Here is an 18,084-nt window from a genome sequence, read left to right as displayed (position 1 = left end):
AAATTTAGTCTTGAAAAATGACGATTGGACTGGTCTCAACCGTATTGCTTTGATGAAATGCTTTGTCTTTTATGGATATTCGGAAGGCTAGGGTATCATTTTTCTCTGTAAATTCTGGGGAATAGCCTTTGTAAAATGCGTATACGAATTGGGTGGAGTAGGAAATACTTCCTTCTATAGGACCTGGCTTTTGGTCAGGTTTAAAAGGGAAATTCATTAAACCTCCTAGTTTTGGACTAAAAGTGATGGGGATAAATCTACCGTTTTTCTTTAGTAATACATCCACTTCAAAATTTCTGTAATCCTTGTATTTAGGATCGGAGTTTTTTTCAGCTGTGGTAATTCCTAAATCGCCATCACCATCTTGGAATTTAATGGTCATAACCACGGAGTCAATCTTGGCTTTGCCTCCGAATCCGTCGTTACTTATTTTGGTGATTTTTTTGATTGATTCAAATTCAATATTCGGAGTAGTACCATATTCCGGCTCCTGAACACAGGCAACGAAGGCCCAGGTGCATAGCGCAATACCAATGATAAGACTACCTAGTTTAATCATGAAGATTCGATGGTCAATACAAGCGTAAAGTTAATGATTTGCATTAATTTTGTGCATAATTTCAAAAAAAGCTATGCAGGTTGGAAAAGAGGATTGGGAAAGCATCTCTCGGAGCTTGAAGAATCGGGTGAGTCAGATGAAAGAAGCTGATTTTGAAAGTTTGGCATTGGCTGTTTTTCAATATCAGTTTGCCCATAATCCTTTGTATCATCTCTATGTTGAATTGTTGGGTAAAGATCCTTCCACGATTACTCAGCTGAAAGAAATTCCTTTTTTACCCATTGAATTTTTTAAAAGTCACTTAGTACAAACGGGTTTTGATCCTATTTTATTTCAATTTGAAAGTTCAGGTACCACTGGACAAATTCCCTCCAAGCACGTAGTTTGTGATCCAAGTTTTTACCAACAACAGGCCAAAAGAATTTTTGAAGCACAATACGGTTCATTGCAAGACTACCACATTTTTGCCCTTTTGCCTTCTTATTTGGAACGAAGTACCTCCTCCTTGGTCTTTATGATGGATCATTTTATCAAAGAATCACGGTCGGAATTAGCTGGTTTTTACCTCAATCAATACGATGCCTTGGTGAATAATTTGAAGGCAGCTTTACAAACAGACCGCAAAATATGGTTAATGGGGGTGACTTTCGGTTTATTGGACTGGGTGGATACAGGCCAGGATTTTTCTTTTTGGAAAGAAGCGGTGGCGAGTGGTCGGGTCATGGTCATGGAGACGGGCGGCATGAAGGGAAGAAGGGAGGAGTGGTTACGTGAGGAAGTCCATGCATTTCTAAAGGGAAAAATGCACCTTAGTCAAGTGGCTTCAGAATATGGTATGACGGAATTGTTTTCTCAGGCCTATGCCGAAAAGGACGGAATTTTTAATCCGGGAGTATCCATGCGGGTCATGCTAAGGGAGGTAAATGATCCATTCGGACATGTAACGCAAGCAGGAAGGGTAGGAGGAATTAAAGTGATTGATTTGGCCAATATTGATTCTTGTTCCTTTATAGAAACCAAAGATTTGGGCTCATTAGAAGCCGATGGACTACGATTCAAGGTATTGGGCCGCTTCGATAATTCAGAGCAAAGAGGCTGTAACCTCATGTTAGCTCAAGGGTGGGGAACTAGCCAAGATGAACCATCCTCGTAAAATTCATTTTTCCAAATAGGCACTTCTTCTTTTAGTCGGTCAATCAACCACTGGCACGCTTGAAATGCTTCCGCTCGGTGGATGCAAGTTACTCCAATCAGTACAGCAATATCCCCAATTTGTAATGGACCCGTACGGTGCACCATCACTACTTTTTGTATGGGCCATTTTTCTCCCGCCTGATCAATCAGTAAGTTAATTTGCTTGACAGCCATAGGAGGGTAGGCCTCCATATCCAGAGAAAGCACTTCTTTATTTTGATTCTTGTTTCGAATGGTACCTATGAACAAGCAGATTCCCCCGGCTACATCATCCTGTAAAAAGGGATAAAAAGCATCTAGCTGTATAGCCTGTTCCAATAAAGCAACTTTTCTTTCCATGAGTTGGCTATGAGATTTTTTGGTAAGTCATGAAACTGTATTGATAAGGATTTTTCTCATCCGTGATTCCTCTTTCAGCATGAATGACTTCCCATTGCTCGCTGGGAAGTTCGGGGAAAAAGGCATCTCCATCAAAATAATCATGTAAGCGAGTGAGGATAATTTGGTCAGCAAGTGGAAGGGCTTGTCGGTATATCTCGGCACCACCAATGATGAAAATATCATCGCGCGAAAGGCTTTTGGCTTTTAGAATAGCTTCTTCTAAAGAGTGGCATAATATGATTCCATCCACATTTAGGTGGCTTTGGCGACTTACTACTAAATTATTGCGGTTTGGGAGTGCCTTGCCTATGGATTCAAAGGTTTTTCTTCCCATGATGATGGAATGTCCCATAGTCAAATTTTTGAAATGCTTCAAGTCGGCAGGTAGGTGCCAAATCAGCTGATTGTTTTTACCGATGACGTTTTTTTCGTCACAAGCCACGATTATTTTGATCACGCGATTTTAATTTTTATCAAAATTACGGGAAATAATGGGACGAAAGGAAATCAAATCAAGTAAATGGTCTGAATCCGCAAAATTCCTAATTTTTATTTTCGATAACGTTTCCCAATATGGGCTTCAACGACTAACTTTGTACAATTTTTGAGCCTAAGTGTAAAGGTCTTAAAATTTGTTTTCTCTTGATACAAAATAAATTTATCCCGTGCCAAAAGACTTATCCATCCGTTCCGTTCTTATTATCGGTTCTGGTCCTATTGTAATTGGTCAAGCTTGTGAGTTTGATTATTCTGGCTCTCAAGCTGCCCGATCATTGCGTGAAGAAGGAATTGAAGTAATCCTCATCAATTCGAATCCAGCTACCATCATGACGGATCCTATGAATGCCGATCATGTGTATTTAAAACCTCTAGATAAGAACTCCATCATTCATATTTTGGAGAGGCATCAAGTGGATGCAGTTTTACCTACCATGGGAGGTCAAACGGCCCTAAATCTAGCGATTGATTGTGATGAGGCTGGAATTTGGGAAAAGTATGGCGTGAAGATCATTGGGGTAGATATCAAGGCTATTGAAACCACGGAGGATCGTGAAAAATTCCGTTTGAAGATGTTGGAATTAGGTGTGGGTGTATGTAAAGGTAGAACGGCTCGTTCCTTTTTGGAAGGTAAAGAGATTGCTCAGGAAACGGGATTCCCTTTGGTTATTCGTCCTTCCTTCACTTTGGGAGGAACGGGAGGTGGATTTGTGAATGATCCCAAAGATTTCGATGCAGCTTTAAACAAAGGCTTACATGCATCTCCTACACATGAGGTATTGGTGGAGCAGTCTATTATGGGCTGGAAAGAATATGAATTAGAGCTATTGCGAGATAATTTAGGGAACGTCATTATCATATGTTCCATTGAGAATTTTGATCCAATGGGTATTCATACAGGAGATTCCATTACGGTGGCTCCTGCCATGACTTTGCCAGATACGGTCTACCAAAGGATGCGTGATATGGCCATCATGATGATGAATGCCATTGGTAAATTTGCAGGTGGATGTAATGTACAGTTTGCTCTTAATCCTGAAACGGATGAGATCATTGCCATTGAAATTAATCCGCGTGTTTCTCGTTCATCTGCATTAGCTTCTAAAGCAACGGGGTATCCAATTGCTAAAATTGCTGCTAAAATGGCCATTGGTTATAATTTAGATGAGTTAAGTAATGCCATAACAGGTACCACCTCAGCTTATTTTGAGCCAGCATTGGATTATGTGATTGTGAAGGTTCCGAGATGGAATTTTGATAAATTTAAAGGAGCTGACCGTTCTTTAGGACTTCAAATGAAGTCGGTAGGTGAAACCATGGGTATCGGTCGTAATTTCCAGGAGGCCTTGCAAAAAGCATGTCAGTCATTGGAAATTAAACGCAATGGACTAGGTGCAGATGGTAAAGAATTAAGAGATCAAGATGCGATCATGCATTCTTTGGCAAATCCATCTTGGAATAGATTATTCCACGTGTACGATGCCTTTAAAATGGGTATCTCATTTAAGACCATTCAGCAATTAACTAAAATTGATAAGTGGTTTTTAAACCAAATTGAAGACTTAGTTCGAGTAGAAAAGGAAATGGAACGCTATACCATAGCGACTATTCCTACCGATTTATTGGAGGAAGCGAAGCACAAAGGATTTGCGGATCGCCAAATTGCTCATGCCTTACGTTGTTTGGAGTCTGAGGTATATGATAAGCGTAATGGTTTAGGAATCAAGCGTTTGTATAAATGTGTAGATACTTGTGCGGCGGAGTTTGAGGCAAAAACCCCTTACTATTATTCTACTTTTGGACAAAGTACGGATTCCATGGACAATGAGTCTAAATCCTCAGATCGTAAAAAAGTAGTTGTTTTGGGTTCTGGCCCTAACCGAATCGGCCAGGGAATTGAGTTTGATTATTCCTGTGTACATGGGGTACTAGCAGCCAAAGAGGCGGGTTACGAAACTATCATGATAAATTCTAACCCAGAGACGGTTTCTACGGATTTTGATATTGCTGATAAATTATATTTTGAGCCTGTATTTTGGGAGCATGTGTACGATATCATTCAACATGAAAAGCCGGAGGGGGTAATTGTACAATTGGGAGGCCAAACCGCCTTAAAATTGGCAGAAAAATTATCCAAGTATGGCATTAAAATTCTAGGAACATCCTTTGAGGCCTTGGATTTAGCGGAAGATCGGGGAGCATTTTCTAGTTTATTGAAAGACTTAGATATTCCATATCCTAAATTTGGTGTTTGTGAAGATGCAGACAATGCCGTGCTTTTAGGTCGTGAATTGGGCTATCCATTGTTAGTTCGTCCAAGTTATGTTTTGGGCGGTCAATCCATGAAAATTGTCATCAATGAGCAAGAGTTAGAACAGCATGTAGTAGATATTTTACGTGATATTCCAGGCAATAAAATCTTGTTAGACCATTTCCTTGAAAATGCCATTGAGGCAGAGGCGGATGCCATTTGTGATGGGGAAGATGTGTACATCATTGGAATTATGGAACATATTGAGCCGGCTGGTATTCATTCAGGAGACTCTCACTCAGTATTGCCTCCATTTGATTTATCTGAGAATGTCATCAAGCAAATTGAAGATCATACAAAGAAGATTGCAGTAGCACTTAAGACAAAGGGCTTATTGAATATCCAATTTGCCGTGAAAGATGAGGTGGTTTACATCATTGAAGCTAATCCGCGAGCTTCTAGAACAGTACCATTCATTTGTAAAGCATACCAAGAGCCTTATGTTAATTATGCCACCAAGGTAATGTTGGGAGATAAGAAGGTGAAAGATTTTAACTTCCAGCCTGTTAAGAAAGGATACGCAATTAAGATTCCTGTATTTTCTTTCAATAAATTTCCGAATGTCAATATGGAATTAGGTCCTGAGATGAAATCTACAGGTGAAGCCATTTACTTTATTGAAGATTTGAAGGATGAATTTTTTAGAAAAGTGTATGGGGAACGAAATTTGTATTTGAGTCGTTAGTAGACAAAAAACAAAAAGATGTTAAAGATATTAGGACTTATTTTCTTGTTCATTTACGTCATTAGGCCATTGTTCAAATTGCTTTTTAAGAGTTATATCATTACTCAAGTTCACAGGCAGCAATCTGAACAGGCATATCGTCAAAAGACGACCAAGCGAGAGGGAAGCATTGATGTTGATTTTGTTCCCCCACAAGCTAAGACTAAGACAAGATCACCTAAGGTAGATGAAGGTGATTATGTGCCTTTTGAAGAAATTAAAGATTAATTTTTTATTTTTTGAACGATTTTCTGTTTTTTTGGTTAACTGAATTATAAGTGTAAAATTATTACTTACCTGCATGAGGAAATTGTTGACATGGTGTTTTTTCTTGCTAGCCGTTTTAATGATAAACGACGGTTTACTAATTAGCACCATCAAAAAATCTCATGAGGTATCCAAGATTTTGGTAGAACAGTTCTCAGACATCGAAGCTGAAGGTTCGTCTTCAGATGAGCTTCAAGATATAGAAGAAGAGGGTTTCGCATTTCTTCTACAGCCCCCCTTACAAGACCAGTTTTTTCATTTACTGGCTATTGAGCTTGTTATTCCTACTAAGGATCATTCATATCAGGACATATCATTAGACATGGTTAGTCCTCCTCCGCAAGGATTGGTATAAGCCCATCCGATAGAAACAAAACAAAATCATTTCTTGAAACAGGTATGTCAAGCATCAATTGCTTTGGTACACCTTTAAAAAATTTATTCAAATGAAATTTTTCATGCTAATCTTGGGCGTGTGTTGTGCGCACCTAGGAGTTAGCCAAGTACCGGCTAATTATAAAGCACAACTAAACAAAAATTTAAAATCCGAGCCTAAAGTAGTTCAAATAGTAAATAAGGAGTATTCAAATCAAGTAAGTAATGAAACTCCGAAATATAGAACAAGAGAAACTTTAATCGAACAAAAAGTACCAGTGAATCAAGGACTTGAACGAAGTTCTTATAAACAGCAGGCGGTAGCCCAAACTAAAGAAAAGTAACATGAATCAAGCGAGTAAGCTATTAGCGTTTTGTACGGGATTTCTTCTTTTGCAAGCATGTGGCACAAAAAATGAATCTAGTAATCAAGAGATTTCCAGTTTGGAAGTCAGCGTGCCCATAAAGTTAGATACTACTGTATCCCAGGAGTTTGTGGCAGATATTCATGCCATTAATAACGTAGAAATACGAGCTCGGGTGAAAGGGTATTTAGATAAAATACATGTGGATGAAGGGAAGTCAGTGAAAAAGGGACAGATTTTGTTTACCATTAATAATTCGGAATATTTGGCCGAAGTGATGCGTGCCAAATCTGTATTGAATCAAACCATTGCTGATTTAAAAGCCGAGGAATTGGAATTGATTAATACCCGTTTATTGGTCGATAGAAATGTGATTGCTAAAAACCAATTAGCTATTGCTCTTGCCAAAATAGATGGTTTAAAAGCCAAAAAAGAAGAGGCTGAAGCCCATGTGAAAGCCGCACAATTGCGTGTGGAATATTCTTCCATTCGGGCGCCATTTGATGGAGTAGTAGACCGATTGCCGTTCAAATCAGGTAGCTTAGTAGATGAGGGTACTTTATTGACTACTTTATCAGACACGAAGAATGTGTTTGCTTACTTTAATGTTTCGGAGAAGGAGTATTTGGCATTTGCTGAATTAGGTGAAGGCTTTAAAAGTAATGCGACTGTCTCCTTATTATTAGCTAATGGAGACAAATATCCTCATGTAGGTAAAGTGGAAACGATTGAAGGAGAGTTTGATAAAAACACGGGTAATATTGCATTTAGAGCCCGGTTTGATAACCCTGAAAAATTGCTGAGACATGGTTCTTCGGGTCGTGTTCAAATGCCGAAAAAAGTGACGGGTTATTGGTTGTTACCACAAAAGGCGGTATTCGAAATTCAGGAAAAAAACTACGTTTTTGTCAAAGATAAATCTGGAATTTTAAAGATGAAAAGCTTAGTTCCTGAAATTCGGATGCCGCACTTTTATTTAGTAAAAGGTTTCAGTTCTGCGGATACTGTTCTAGTAGAAGGGATACAATTGGTTAAACAAGGCCAAAAGATCAAGGGTGAATTTATTCCCATGCGTCGTATTTTGGAAAAATCTAAAACCCTTTAAGCTGGAGCCATGGTACAAAAATTCATAACACGACCGGTTCTTGCGATTGTGGTTTCACTCTTCATTGTCATTTTGGGAGTGATTTCCATGCAGCAATTGCCCATTACACAGTTCCCTGATATCGTTCCGCCAGCGGTTACAGTTACCACCAAATATACGGGTGCCAATGCGGAAGTTTGTGCGAAAGCCGTAGTAACTCCTCTCGAGCGTGCCATCAATGGGGTGCCTGGGATGACTTACATGACCTCAGTTTCTGGTAACGATGGAACTAGCATCATTCAAGTATATTTTGAAGTTGGGACAGATCCTGATATTGCCGCAGTTAACGTTCAAACCAGGGTGCAGACCGTGTTAGACGAGTTACCAGAAGAGGTAATTAAAGCCGGTGTGGTAACAGAGAAAGAGGTGAATAGTATGCTGTTGTATGTGAACTTGTTAAGTTCAGATACCAGCATCGATGAAAAATTCATTTACAATTTTGCGGATATCAATGTGTTGCCAGAACTAAAGCGTATCAACGGGGTAGGTTTTGCAGATATCATGGGACAAAGAGAATACGCCATGCGTGTTTGGTTACATCCTGACCGCTTATTTGCTTATAAGTTATCCGCAGATGACGTGGTAGCCGCTTTGAGAAGCCAAAACGTGGAGGCTGCACCAGGAAAAATTGGTGAGAGTTCAGGTAAAAGAGCGCAAGCCTTACAATATGTGCTTCGTTACACGGGTAAGTTTACGCAAGTTTCGGAATATGAGAATTTAATTATTAAGTCCACAGAATCGGGACAAGTTCTTCGATTAAAAGACGTGGCAGACATTGAATTCGGATCTTTGGATTACGATGTTTTGTCTAAAGAAAATGGTAAACCATCTGCCGCTATCTTGTTAAAGCAAAGACCTGGTTCCAATGCCGCCGAAGTAATTGCTACGGTAAAGAAACGTTTAGAGGAATTGAAAGTAAGTACTTTTCCTCCCGGTATGGGTTACACCATCAGTTATGACGTTTCTCGTTTCTTGGATGCATCTATCCATGAGGTAATCAAGACCTTATTAGAAGCCTTTTTATTGGTGGCGTTGGTGGTGTTTATATTCCTTCAAGATTGGAGGGCTACCTTGGTGCCCATTATTGCGGTGCCAGTTTCCTTGGTAGGAACCTTTAGTTTTATGCTCTTTTTTGGTTTTTCTATCAATCTATTGACCCTATTTTCTTTAGTGTTGGCCATTGGTATTGTGGTGGATGATGCCATTGTGGTAGTGGAGGCTGTCCATGCCAAAATGGAAGAAAAGCACATGACGGTACTGGAGGCCACGAAAGAGGCAATGTCAGAAATCTCTGGAGCCATCATGGCCATTACCTTAGTCATGGTATCTGTTTTCGTGCCTGTAGCCTTTTTATCTGGTCCAGTCGGCGTATTCTTTAGACAGTTTTCTGTGACCATGGCTATTTCCATTGCCTTGTCTGGATTGACGGCATTGACCTTAACGCCTGCTTTATGCGTTTTGTTGTTGAAAGCTCCGCATTTAGATAACAAAAATTTCTTAGGTCGTTTTTTCTTAGCTTTTAATAAACGCTACGAGCAAATTGCTCATAAGTATTTGGGCGTTGTTCAATTCATTATCCATAGAAGAACCATTCTTTGGGGAACCTTGGGTATTTTCACTGTAGCTACCGTATTTTTAGTTCGCGAAGTGCCGACAGGTTTTATCCCGACAGAAGATCAAGGTACATTATATGTCAATGTTACTACTCCATCAGGGGCTACCTTGGAAAGAACGGAGAAAGTGATGGATGATGTGTATAGTCAAATTAAGAATGTGTCAGCTATCGAATCGTTCTCCAGTTTGGCAGGATTTAGCTTGTTGACCGACGGAAGCGGTGCCTCTTTTGGTATGGGTATTGTGACATTAAAGCCCTGGGAAGTGCGCGATAAGAATCTAGATCAGGTCGTAAAAGAGATTCGGGAAAAGACTAAAGAAATCAAGGAGGCGAGTATCCAATTAATCCCCCCTCCAGCCGTGCCTGGTTTTGGAAATGCTTCAGGTTTTGAGTTTAGAGTGCAAGATAGAACGGGTAGTGGCGACTTGCAAAAGCTTTCCGCCGTGACCTTAGATTTTGCCAAGAAGTTAAATGAATCTGCCGCCATTCAGAACACCTTCTCCAGCTTTGACCCTACTTTTCCTCAATATATGTTGGAAGTAGACCAAGCCGCCGCCGCACAAAAAGGGGTGAATGTATTGACGGCCATGGACAACTTACAAACATTGTTGGGAAGTTTCTATGCTACTAATTTTATTCGCTTTGGTCAGATGTATAAAGTAATGGTACAAGTAGACCCAAGTTACCGTATTCATCCGGATGATGTGATGAAGTTTTATGCCAAAAATAAAGACGGAGAAATGGTGCCTTATTCTTCTTTCATGAAAATGAGAAGAGTTTACGGTCCGGAACAATTGACTCGTTTTAATATGTTTACTTCTGCTATGGTAAACGGTGAGCCAGCACCTGGATTTAGTACGGGAGAAGCTTTGAAAGAGATTCAGGCACAAGCCGCCAAAAACTTACCTCGTGGGTATACCATTGAGTGGTCGGGTATGACTAGGGAGGAGTTCTTAGCGGGGAATCAAGCTATTTTCATTTTTATCATTTGTTTGGTATTCGTTTATTTGCTGCTATCTGCCCAGTATGAGTCATTTTTAATGCCTTTCCCTGTGTTGATATTCTTGCCTATGGGAGCATTTGGAGTGTATTTGTTCTTGCAGGTTTTCGGACTTCAAAATAACATTTATGCGCAAGTGGCTATGGTTATGCTGATTGGTCTATTGGGTAAAAATGCCATTTTGATTGTGGAGTTTGCTCTGGCGCAAATGAGGCAAGGTTATAGTATTATTGAATCTGCCAAACAAGGAGCATTTGCTCGCTTACGTCCAATATTGATGACTTCTTTCGCATTTGTGGCCGGTCTAATTCCATTGATGATTTCCAGTGGTGCAGGTGCCATTGGTAATCGTACCATTGGTACTGCCTCTGCGGGAGGGATGATTTTGGGAACGATAGGTGGATTGATATTAATTCCGGGCTTGTTTGTGGTTTTTGCTAGTATCTCGGCTAAATTTTCTAAATCTAAGGTCTAATATGCGTCTAGTAGTCATAATAAGTATTTTATCCATGAGTTTGCTTTCTTGTCAGCAAGCTATCTTTCGTGATGCACGTAAAGTGGATGCTGAATTGGATTCCTATCGATTAAGGGATGCTGGACAATCCGTAACAAGCGTTGAGGCTTGTTGGAAAAAGGATAGTTTGTTGGTGCAGCTCATCGACTCAGTGTTAGTAAGAAGCAATGATATTAAGATAGGTTTTTTAAATCTGGCCATGAGCCGTGCCCAATATACTTTTGACCGTGGGGCAATGAAGCCAACGGTAGCAGGGGTAGTTCAACCTAGCTTACGGAGATTCAGTAAATATTCCATGGATGGGGTGGGTAATTTTGATACCCAGTTTTCTCCCAATATTTCTAAGGATCAAATCATCCCGGAGCATTTGCCTGATTACATGATTGGCTTACAATCTTCTTGGGAGGTGGACCTTTGGGGGAAACTTTCTAAACGCAAACGAGCGAGTGCTTTGAGGTATTTGGCTACGGAGGCCGGTCAGCAATGGTATATTACATCTTTGGTATCTGAAGTGGCCGGCATGTATGGCCAATTGGTGGCATTAGATCAAGAATTGGATATTTTAAAAACCAATATAGCTATTCAAAATAGTGCTTTGAGTTTAGTGAAAATTCAAAAGGAAGCGGGAGTAGTTAATGAATCTGCCGTTCAGCAATTGGAAGCACAATGGCTGAATTCAAGGGCGCAGGAAGGTTTAGTTTTACAACAAATCACGGAATTGGAAAACCAATTACGATATTGGTTAAATTCTCCCAACAAAAAGATTGTTCGATCCCAATATCCATTCAATTGTTCTTTGGATAGCACCATGTATGCTCAAATCCAGATTGATCAATTGGAAAGAAGGCCAGATATTCGTCAAGCTAAATTGGAGTTAGAAGCCCAGCTATTGAATAAAGAAAGTGCCGAATTGGCCTTGAAACCATCTTTGGTTTTATCCGGTATGCTAGGTGTACAAGGTTTTAGACCTGAATATTTATTCCAACTACCTTCTACGATGGCATATCAATTGATAGGTGGTTTAACGACCCCTTGGTTAAATCGTTCGGCACTATATTCTAATATTAATCGAGAGAATGCTCGTTGGAAGTCCTTGGACTTAGCCTATCAAAATGCCTTATTGAAAGGCTTTTTGGAATGGGATACCCAAGTGAAGTCTTTGGCTTATTTGCAAAGAATGGATCAGCTGAAAGAGCGAGAAGTGATGCTGACCAAAGGGGCCATTGCCACAGTGGGTACGCTTTTCACGACCGCCAAGGCCAATTACTTGGAGGTATTAACCGCACAGCAAAACGCATTGCGCTCCGAGCTTGAGTTGTTGGAAATTTCTAGAAAGCGATGGATACATGCTATTCAGCTTTACCGCGTTTTAGGTGGAGGCTGGTAGTTATTATAGCTTTTTAATCAATTTTTCTATCACGACAGGAAAATCCCTGTGCTCTAAAATTTGACCTTTTCGGGCGATATCCTCAGGGCTATCGTCTGGGTCAATTTTAAATGAGCTTTGATAAATAATGTTTCCTTCATCATAGTGCTCATTAACATAGTGAATGGTGATACCTGATTCTTTTTCTCTCGCTTCTTTCACTGCTTCATGAACGAAATGCCCATACATGCCTTTGCCCCCAAACTTAGGTAATAGGGCAGGGTGCAAATTGATGATTCGCTGAGGAAATGCCTGAACAAAACTGCCAGGTATTAACCATAAAAAACCAGCCAAAACGATGAGGTCGGTATTTAAGGCCTTGATTTCGTCTAAAATAGTGCCGTTTTTATATTCTTCTCTGGTGAATACTCGACATGGAATTTGAAGTCTTTCAGCGCGTTGGATGACCCCTGCTTCGGAGTTGTTGCAATAAATGTGGACTACTTTTGCCAAGTTTGTGTCTTGGAAATGTTGGACAATTTTTTCCGCATTGGAACCTGAACCTGAGGCAAAAATGACAATGTTTTTCAAGCTGGATGAATTAATATATTACAAATTTAGCCCATATTGCGGAACCTTTAGGTAAAATATCAAGTTTTGTTCTTCAGGTAATAATAGTAACATGAAAATAGGAATTATTTGCTATCCAACGTATGGAGGTAGTGGGGTAGTAGCCACCGAATTAGGAAAGGCTCTTGCTTCTGCCGGACATGAGGTGCACTTTATCACGTACACCCAGCCCCCTCGTTTGGATTTTTTCTCTGAAAATATTTTCTATCACGAGGTAAGTGTGGCATCCTATCCATTGTTTCAATATTTACCCTATGAGTCAGCATTAGCTAGCAAAATGGTGGATGTAACCATCAATGAAAAATTGGATTTGTTACATGTGCACTATGCTATTCCCCATGCCTCGGCTGCTTATTTGGCTAAGCAAATTTTAAAATATAAAGGTATACATGTACCCATTATTACGACTTTGCATGGTACGGATATTACTTTGGTAGGTAGAGATCCTTCCTTTGAACCTGTGGTAACGTTTTCTATCAATGAGTCGGATGGGGTAACTGCGGTTTCAGAAAGTTTGAGAAGTGATACTTATGCTGAATTTGAGATATTAAGTGCCATAGAAGTTATTCCCAATTTCATCGATTTAAAGCGTTTTAAGAAACAAGCTAAAGAACATTTTAAAATAGCCATTTGTCCTCATGGGGAAAAACTCTTGATGCATACTTCCAATTTTCGGAAGGTGAAGCGAATCGAGGATATCATACATGTTTTTGAAAAGGTTCGTAAAAAGATTCCTTCCAAATTGCTATTGGTGGGTGATGGTCCTGAGCGCTCTGCTATAGAGGTTTTGTGCCGTGATTTAGGAGTTCAGGGTGACGTGCGGTTTCTGGGAAAATTAGATACCATCGAGGAGGCTCTTTCTTTAGCAGATGTATTTTTCTTAACCTCTGAAAAGGAAAGTTTTGGCTTGGCTGCCTTGGAAGCGATGGCTTGCGAGGTGCCTGTTATTTCTTCTAATGCCGGTGGAATTACCGAGGTGAATATCCATGGGGAAACGGGATTTGTGAGTGAAATCGGTGATGTGGAGGATATGGCTAAAAATACCATTAAGCTACTTTCTGACGAAGCCCTATTGACTCAAATGAAGAAAAATTCCCTAGAAAGAGCGAAGCTATTTGACATTGAGAAAATTTTGCCACTTTACGAAAATTATTACCAAAGAATTATCAGTCAAAGTTGGAAATTCCCTACTCAGAATCTTTTGGATAGCGAATAGATTGTCGTATTTTTGTGACTAAAGCCTAAGTTAACATTACATTCGATTCCGATTTTTTTCTAAAAATTCGAAATATGGAAAAACAAACTATACGTCCGAAACACTCGGGTTCCAAACAATTGTTTGAAAATCCCATCCTAGAAAGACTCTCTAGAACTCATATAGCCATTCCGGTGACTTTATTTTTTCTTACGGGTATGGTTCTTTTGTATTTTGCTTTCAGCTTTGCCGTATTAGATAATTTGGTCATTCTGACTTTGTTTTTGATTGGATTTTTTGGATTTACTTTCATCGAGTATTGGGTGCATCGTAGTATTTATCACATTGAACCTACTACGGAGGCTAGATCGAAGTTTCAATACATTGCTCATGGAGTGCATCATGAGTATCCCAAAGATAAGTCCCGATTAGCCATGCCGCCGGTTATTGCGGTGTTGGTAGTGGCATTGCTTTTTTCCATCAGCTATTTCGCTTTACGTGAATATGCTTTTGCCTTTTTCCCTGGATTCATTTGGGGTTATGCTTCCTACCTATTAGTGCATTATTGTGTACATGCTTATCCTCCTCCTAAAAATTATTTTAAGATGTTATGGGTAAATCATGCGGTGCATCATTATAAGGATGGGAATGCCGTATTTGGAGTTTCTTCTCCCATCTGGGATTATGTATTTGGCACCATGGATACCATGGACAAAAACAAAGTTCAGGAGAATCTATAATTCTAAAGGCGTGACCAAGGATTGATCTGGGCACTCATCGAGTAGCGTTCTAATATCTTTTTCAAGAATTGGGTGCACCCAGGTGGGAGCAATTTCTGCTAGGGGAACTAACACGAATTTTCTCTGCGAAATATAGGGATGAGGAATCTGTAAATGACTTTCTTGTATAATCTGATCTTGATAGAAGAGAATATCCAGATCAATGATTCGAGCTTCCCAGGGTTGTTTTCTCACTCGGCCTAATTCGGATTCTATCGCCAACAATTTCTGGAGTAATTCTTGCGGACTTAATGAACTTTCTATCTGAATTACTTGGTTTAAGAAGTCAGCTTGATCGGTATTTCCCCAGGCTTTAGTACGATAAATGGAAGAATATCGTAGAATTACCCCTATTTTTTTTTCAATAATTGGATAGACTTTTTTAAAAATTTCAAGGGTATTTCCTAGATTGCCCCCTAAAGAGAGGTAAATGTTGGTGGCCATAGGCGAATTCATTTCTAACAAACTTACAAATTTCTTTTATATGCCTAAGAAAAATGCTCCCTTGGAATTGAAAGCTGGTATCTTACTAGTATCGGAACCTTTTTTGGATGATCCTTCTTTTCACAGGTCGGTGATATTGTTATGTGAACATTCTTCCTCACATTCCTTTGGCTTGGTATTGAATCAAAGGCAGGAAATCGTGTTGGATTCCTATATGGACGAAAAGATGATGGAGGAAGTGCCTATTTATTTGGGTGGTCCAGTAGATCCAACCATCATGCAGTTTGTCCATCGAAGACCGGATTTAATTCCGGAGGGGCTGGAATTGGGCGAGGGTATTTTTTGGTCTGGAGATTTTGAAAGAGCCATTGAACTAGTGGTGGCTGGAGAATTAGGCTTTGATGAGATTAAATTTTTTATAGGTTATTCAGGCTGGGGTGCAGGACAATTGGAGCGGGAAGTGAAATCCAATGCTTGGATGTTACATCCTGCCAAGGCGGATTACGTATTTGATGAACCCAGCACCCAGCTTTGGCGAAAAGTATTGTTTGATAAAGGAGGAGATTATCGGGTGCTTTCCACCTACCCTGATGATCCCAATTTAAATTAAGTTTCCGATTAACTTATTTTAGCCCAATTGGTCGTATCCTTGCGTTGATGGACCACTTGTTCACGAATCATTTGATGTTTGGGTTCGATTAACTGAGGATCCTCTTCTAGGATTTTATGAGCTGTTTCTCTGGCAACTTTTAAGATTTCCCCGTCTTTGGCCAAGTCAGCAATCATTAAATCTACTGCCCCACTCTGTCTTGTACCACCCAAATCTCCTGGTCCTCTAAGCTGTAAATCCACCTCAGCAATTTCAAAGCCATTGTTTGTCCGTACCATGGTCTCAATACGTTTTTTGGTATCGGCACTTAATTTGTAATCCGTCATTAAGATGCAATAGCTTTGCTCGGCACCGCGGCCCACTCGTCCGCGTAATTGATGCAATTGGGCCAAACCAAATCTTTCCGCACTTTCAATGATCATAATGGTGGCATTTGGTACATTCACCCCTACTTCAATGACCGTCGTGGCGACCATGATTTTGGTTTCATTTTTCACAAAACGAGCCATTTCAAAGTCCTTGTCTGCGGCTTTCATTTTACCATGTAATATACCGATAGGAACCTCTGGGAATGCCCTAGAGATACTCTCAAATCCATCCATTAAATCCTTGAAGTCCATTTTTTCAGATTCTTCAATCAGCGGATAGACAATGTACACTTGTCGGCCTTTGTTGATTTCATTTTGGATAAAACCAAAAACCTGCAGACGGTGACTGTCGTAGCGGTGGATAGTCTGAATGGCTTTTCTACCTGCTGGAAGCTCGTCGATGATGGAAATGTCTAAATCTCCGTACAAGGTCATGGCTAGCGTACGAGGAATCGGAGTGGCCGTCATGACCATTACATGAGGATGTGTTTTTTTGTTTTTATCCCAAAGTTTAGCTCGCTGCGCCACTCCAAAGCGATGTTGCTCATCGATGATGCACAAGCCAAGGTTATGAAATTGAACGACATCTTCAAAAATGGCATGTGTACCTACCAGTATTTGCATCTGGCCAGAAGCCAATTCCTCGTGGAGGATTTGTCGGTCTTTCTTTTTGGTAGAACCGGTTAATTTGGCAATACGAATATTCAATAAATCGGCTAATTTTTTTAAGCCCTGAAAATGCTGGTCTGCCAATATTTCAGTAGGGGCCATCAGGCAGGCTTGCGTACCATTATCAATGGCCAGTAACATGGCTATAAATGCCACAATGGTCTTGCCAGAACCTACATCGCCTTGCAACAAGCGGTTCATTTGTTGACCCGATTTCATGTCATGAAAAATTTCACGAATCACTTTTTTTTGTGCTCCTGTGAGTTCAAATGGCATGTGATTTTGATAAAAATTGGTCAACAAGGCCGCCGAGGAAAAAACCTGTCCTGGAAAAGCTGTTTTTCGAACTAAATTCTGTTTAATCAAGCGGAGTTGATTATAAAATAGTTCTTCAAATTTCAGTCTTCTTTTAGCCTGACGTAACCAATTTTCCGATTGCGGTAAATGTATGTGGTATAGTGCTTCTTGCTTAGAAATCAGTTTAAATTGTTGTATGATCTCGGTGGGCAAGGTTTCACGAATGTAAGGGAAGGCGACTTGTAACAGGTTCTTTTGAAGTTGGGCAATCAATTTACTGTCGATGTACTTTTTCCTTAATTTTTCAGTCAGGGAATAAACGGGATGAAAATAGGTATCATTGTTGGCTTTGCCCTTGTAGACCTCCATTTCAGGGTGGGTTATTTGAATCTGTCCATTGAAACTGGTGGGCTTTCCATAAAATAAATAATCAACTCCTGGCGTTAAAGTTTTTTCAAGCCATTTGATGCCTTGAAACCAAACCAGTTCTATGCAGCCTGTTTCATCGCAGCATTGAGCTACTAGTCTTTGCTTAGGTCCTTGACCAATTTTTTCTTTATAGCGAATGCGTCCAATAAACTGGGAATGCTCCAATTGTTCCGTGATTTGGTCAATAGGATAAATGGCAGTTCGGTCTTCGTAGCGAAAAGGATAATATTGAATGAGGTCGCCATAAGTGAATAGCCCCAATTCAGATTGAAGCAAGCTAAGTCGGGCAGGTGTCATTCCGCGTAACAAAGCTAAATCTGTTTCAAAAAAATGGGTCATGGGCTATCAAC

General features: G+C 40.0%; 17 protein-coding genes. 11 read left to right on the top strand and 6 right to left on the bottom strand.

Annotated features, from left to right (window positions below; all coding sequences use genetic code 11):
* Positions 1-4: 4 nt before the first annotated feature.
* Positions 5-559, bottom strand: a complete 555-nt coding sequence (locus ESB04_RS04505; protein ID WP_129026529.1) for a hypothetical protein — start codon at positions 557-559, stop codon at positions 5-7.
* 73 nt (positions 560-632) lie between these two features.
* On the opposite strand from ESB04_RS04505, the gene ESB04_RS04500 reads away from it, so the two are divergent.
* Complete coding sequence (locus tag ESB04_RS04500; RefSeq protein ID WP_129026528.1) at positions 633-1,712, top strand: LuxE/PaaK family acyltransferase; 1,080 nt, start codon at positions 633-635, stop codon at positions 1,710-1,712.
* Here ESB04_RS04500 and ESB04_RS04495 read toward each other — a convergent pair.
* Together ESB04_RS04495 and ESB04_RS04490 are read right to left on the bottom strand one after the other, a co-directional pair.
* The gene (locus ESB04_RS04495; RefSeq protein WP_129026527.1) at positions 1,673-2,092 is read right to left on the bottom strand and encodes a molybdenum cofactor biosynthesis protein MoaE; all 420 of its coding nucleotides are present in this window, start codon (positions 2,090-2,092) and stop codon (positions 1,673-1,675) included. The two genes, ESB04_RS04500 and ESB04_RS04495, sit on opposite strands and share 40 nt — an antisense overlap.
* A 7-nt stretch (positions 2,093-2,099) precedes the next feature.
* Positions 2,100-2,591: a dihydrofolate reductase gene (locus ESB04_RS04490; protein ID WP_129026526.1), complete on the bottom strand. Its 492-nt coding sequence runs from the start codon at positions 2,589-2,591 to the stop codon at positions 2,100-2,102.
* A gap of 208 nt (positions 2,592-2,799) precedes the next feature.
* On the opposite strand from ESB04_RS04490, the gene carB reads away from it, so the two are divergent.
* The 7 genes from carB (at position 2,800) to ESB04_RS04455 (ending at position 12,334) form a co-directional block, all read left to right on the top strand.
* Positions 2,800-5,628: a carbamoyl-phosphate synthase large subunit gene (carB, locus tag ESB04_RS04485; protein WP_129026525.1), complete on the top strand. Its 2,829-nt coding sequence runs from the start codon at positions 2,800-2,802 to the stop codon at positions 5,626-5,628.
* An 18-nt stretch (positions 5,629-5,646) separates the two neighbouring features.
* Positions 5,647-5,895 carry a hypothetical protein gene (locus ESB04_RS04480; protein ID WP_129026524.1) on the top strand — a complete coding sequence of 83 codons (249 nt, stop codon included), beginning with the start codon at positions 5,647-5,649 and terminating at the stop codon, positions 5,893-5,895.
* Between the two features lie 73 nt (positions 5,896-5,968).
* Entirely contained in the window at positions 5,969-6,289 is a 321-nt protein-coding gene (locus ESB04_RS04475; RefSeq protein WP_129026523.1) for a hypothetical protein, read from the top strand.
* A 91-nt stretch (positions 6,290-6,380) separates the two neighbouring features.
* Entirely contained in the window at positions 6,381-6,653 is a 273-nt protein-coding gene (locus ESB04_RS04470; RefSeq protein WP_164969597.1) for a hypothetical protein, read from the top strand.
* A gap of 1 nt (position 6,654) precedes the next feature.
* Complete coding sequence (locus ESB04_RS04465) at positions 6,655-7,779, top strand: efflux RND transporter periplasmic adaptor subunit (protein WP_129026521.1); 1,125 nt, start codon at positions 6,655-6,657, stop codon at positions 7,777-7,779.
* Between the two features lie 9 nt (positions 7,780-7,788).
* Positions 7,789-10,908, top strand: a complete 3,120-nt coding sequence (locus ESB04_RS04460) for an efflux RND transporter permease subunit (RefSeq protein ID WP_129026520.1) — start codon at positions 7,789-7,791, stop codon at positions 10,906-10,908.
* 1 nt (position 10,909) lies between these two features.
* Complete coding sequence (locus tag ESB04_RS04455) at positions 10,910-12,334, top strand: TolC family protein (protein WP_129026519.1); 1,425 nt, start codon at positions 10,910-10,912, stop codon at positions 12,332-12,334.
* Positions 12,335-12,337: 3 nt separating this feature from the next.
* Here ESB04_RS04455 and purN read toward each other — a convergent pair whose 3' ends face one another.
* Positions 12,338-12,904 (bottom strand): phosphoribosylglycinamide formyltransferase, encoded by a 567-nt coding sequence (gene purN / locus ESB04_RS04450; protein WP_129026518.1) that lies wholly within the window; start codon positions 12,902-12,904, stop codon positions 12,338-12,340.
* A 91-nt stretch (positions 12,905-12,995) separates the two neighbouring features.
* Between purN and bshA the strand changes: the two genes are divergently transcribed.
* Both bshA and ESB04_RS04440 read left to right on the top strand, forming a co-directional pair.
* Entirely contained in the window at positions 12,996-14,159 is a 1,164-nt protein-coding gene (gene bshA, locus ESB04_RS04445; protein WP_129026517.1) for an N-acetyl-alpha-D-glucosaminyl L-malate synthase BshA, read from the top strand.
* A 74-nt stretch (positions 14,160-14,233) separates the two neighbouring features.
* Positions 14,234-14,878, top strand: coding sequence for a sterol desaturase family protein (locus ESB04_RS04440; RefSeq protein ID WP_129026516.1), 645 nt, complete (start codon positions 14,234-14,236; stop codon positions 14,876-14,878).
* On the opposite strand, the gene folK is transcribed toward ESB04_RS04440, so the two are convergent.
* Entirely contained in the window at positions 14,873-15,361 is a 489-nt protein-coding gene (gene folK / locus ESB04_RS04435) for a 2-amino-4-hydroxy-6-hydroxymethyldihydropteridine diphosphokinase (protein WP_129026515.1), read from the bottom strand. The two genes, ESB04_RS04440 and folK, sit on opposite strands and share 6 nt — an antisense overlap.
* Positions 15,362-15,401: 40 nt before the next feature.
* Here folK and ESB04_RS04430 point away from each other — a divergent pair, with 40 nt between their 5' ends.
* Entirely contained in the window at positions 15,402-15,971 is a 570-nt protein-coding gene (locus ESB04_RS04430; RefSeq protein WP_164969596.1) for a YqgE/AlgH family protein, read from the top strand.
* Between the two features lie 8 nt (positions 15,972-15,979).
* On the opposite strand, the gene recG is transcribed toward ESB04_RS04430, so the two are convergent.
* A complete protein-coding gene (gene recG / locus ESB04_RS04425) occupies positions 15,980-18,073 on the bottom strand; it encodes an ATP-dependent DNA helicase RecG (protein ID WP_129026513.1) in 2,094 nt (697 codons plus the stop codon).
* Positions 18,074-18,084 lie beyond the last annotated feature (11 nt).

Origin of the sequence: Aquirufa rosea (assembly GCF_004118285.1) — a bacterium.
In the GTDB taxonomy this organism is placed as follows: Bacteria; Bacteroidota; Bacteroidia; order Cytophagales; family Spirosomataceae; genus Aquirufa; species Aquirufa rosea.
This window is presented reverse-complemented; position numbering and strand designations above follow the sequence as displayed.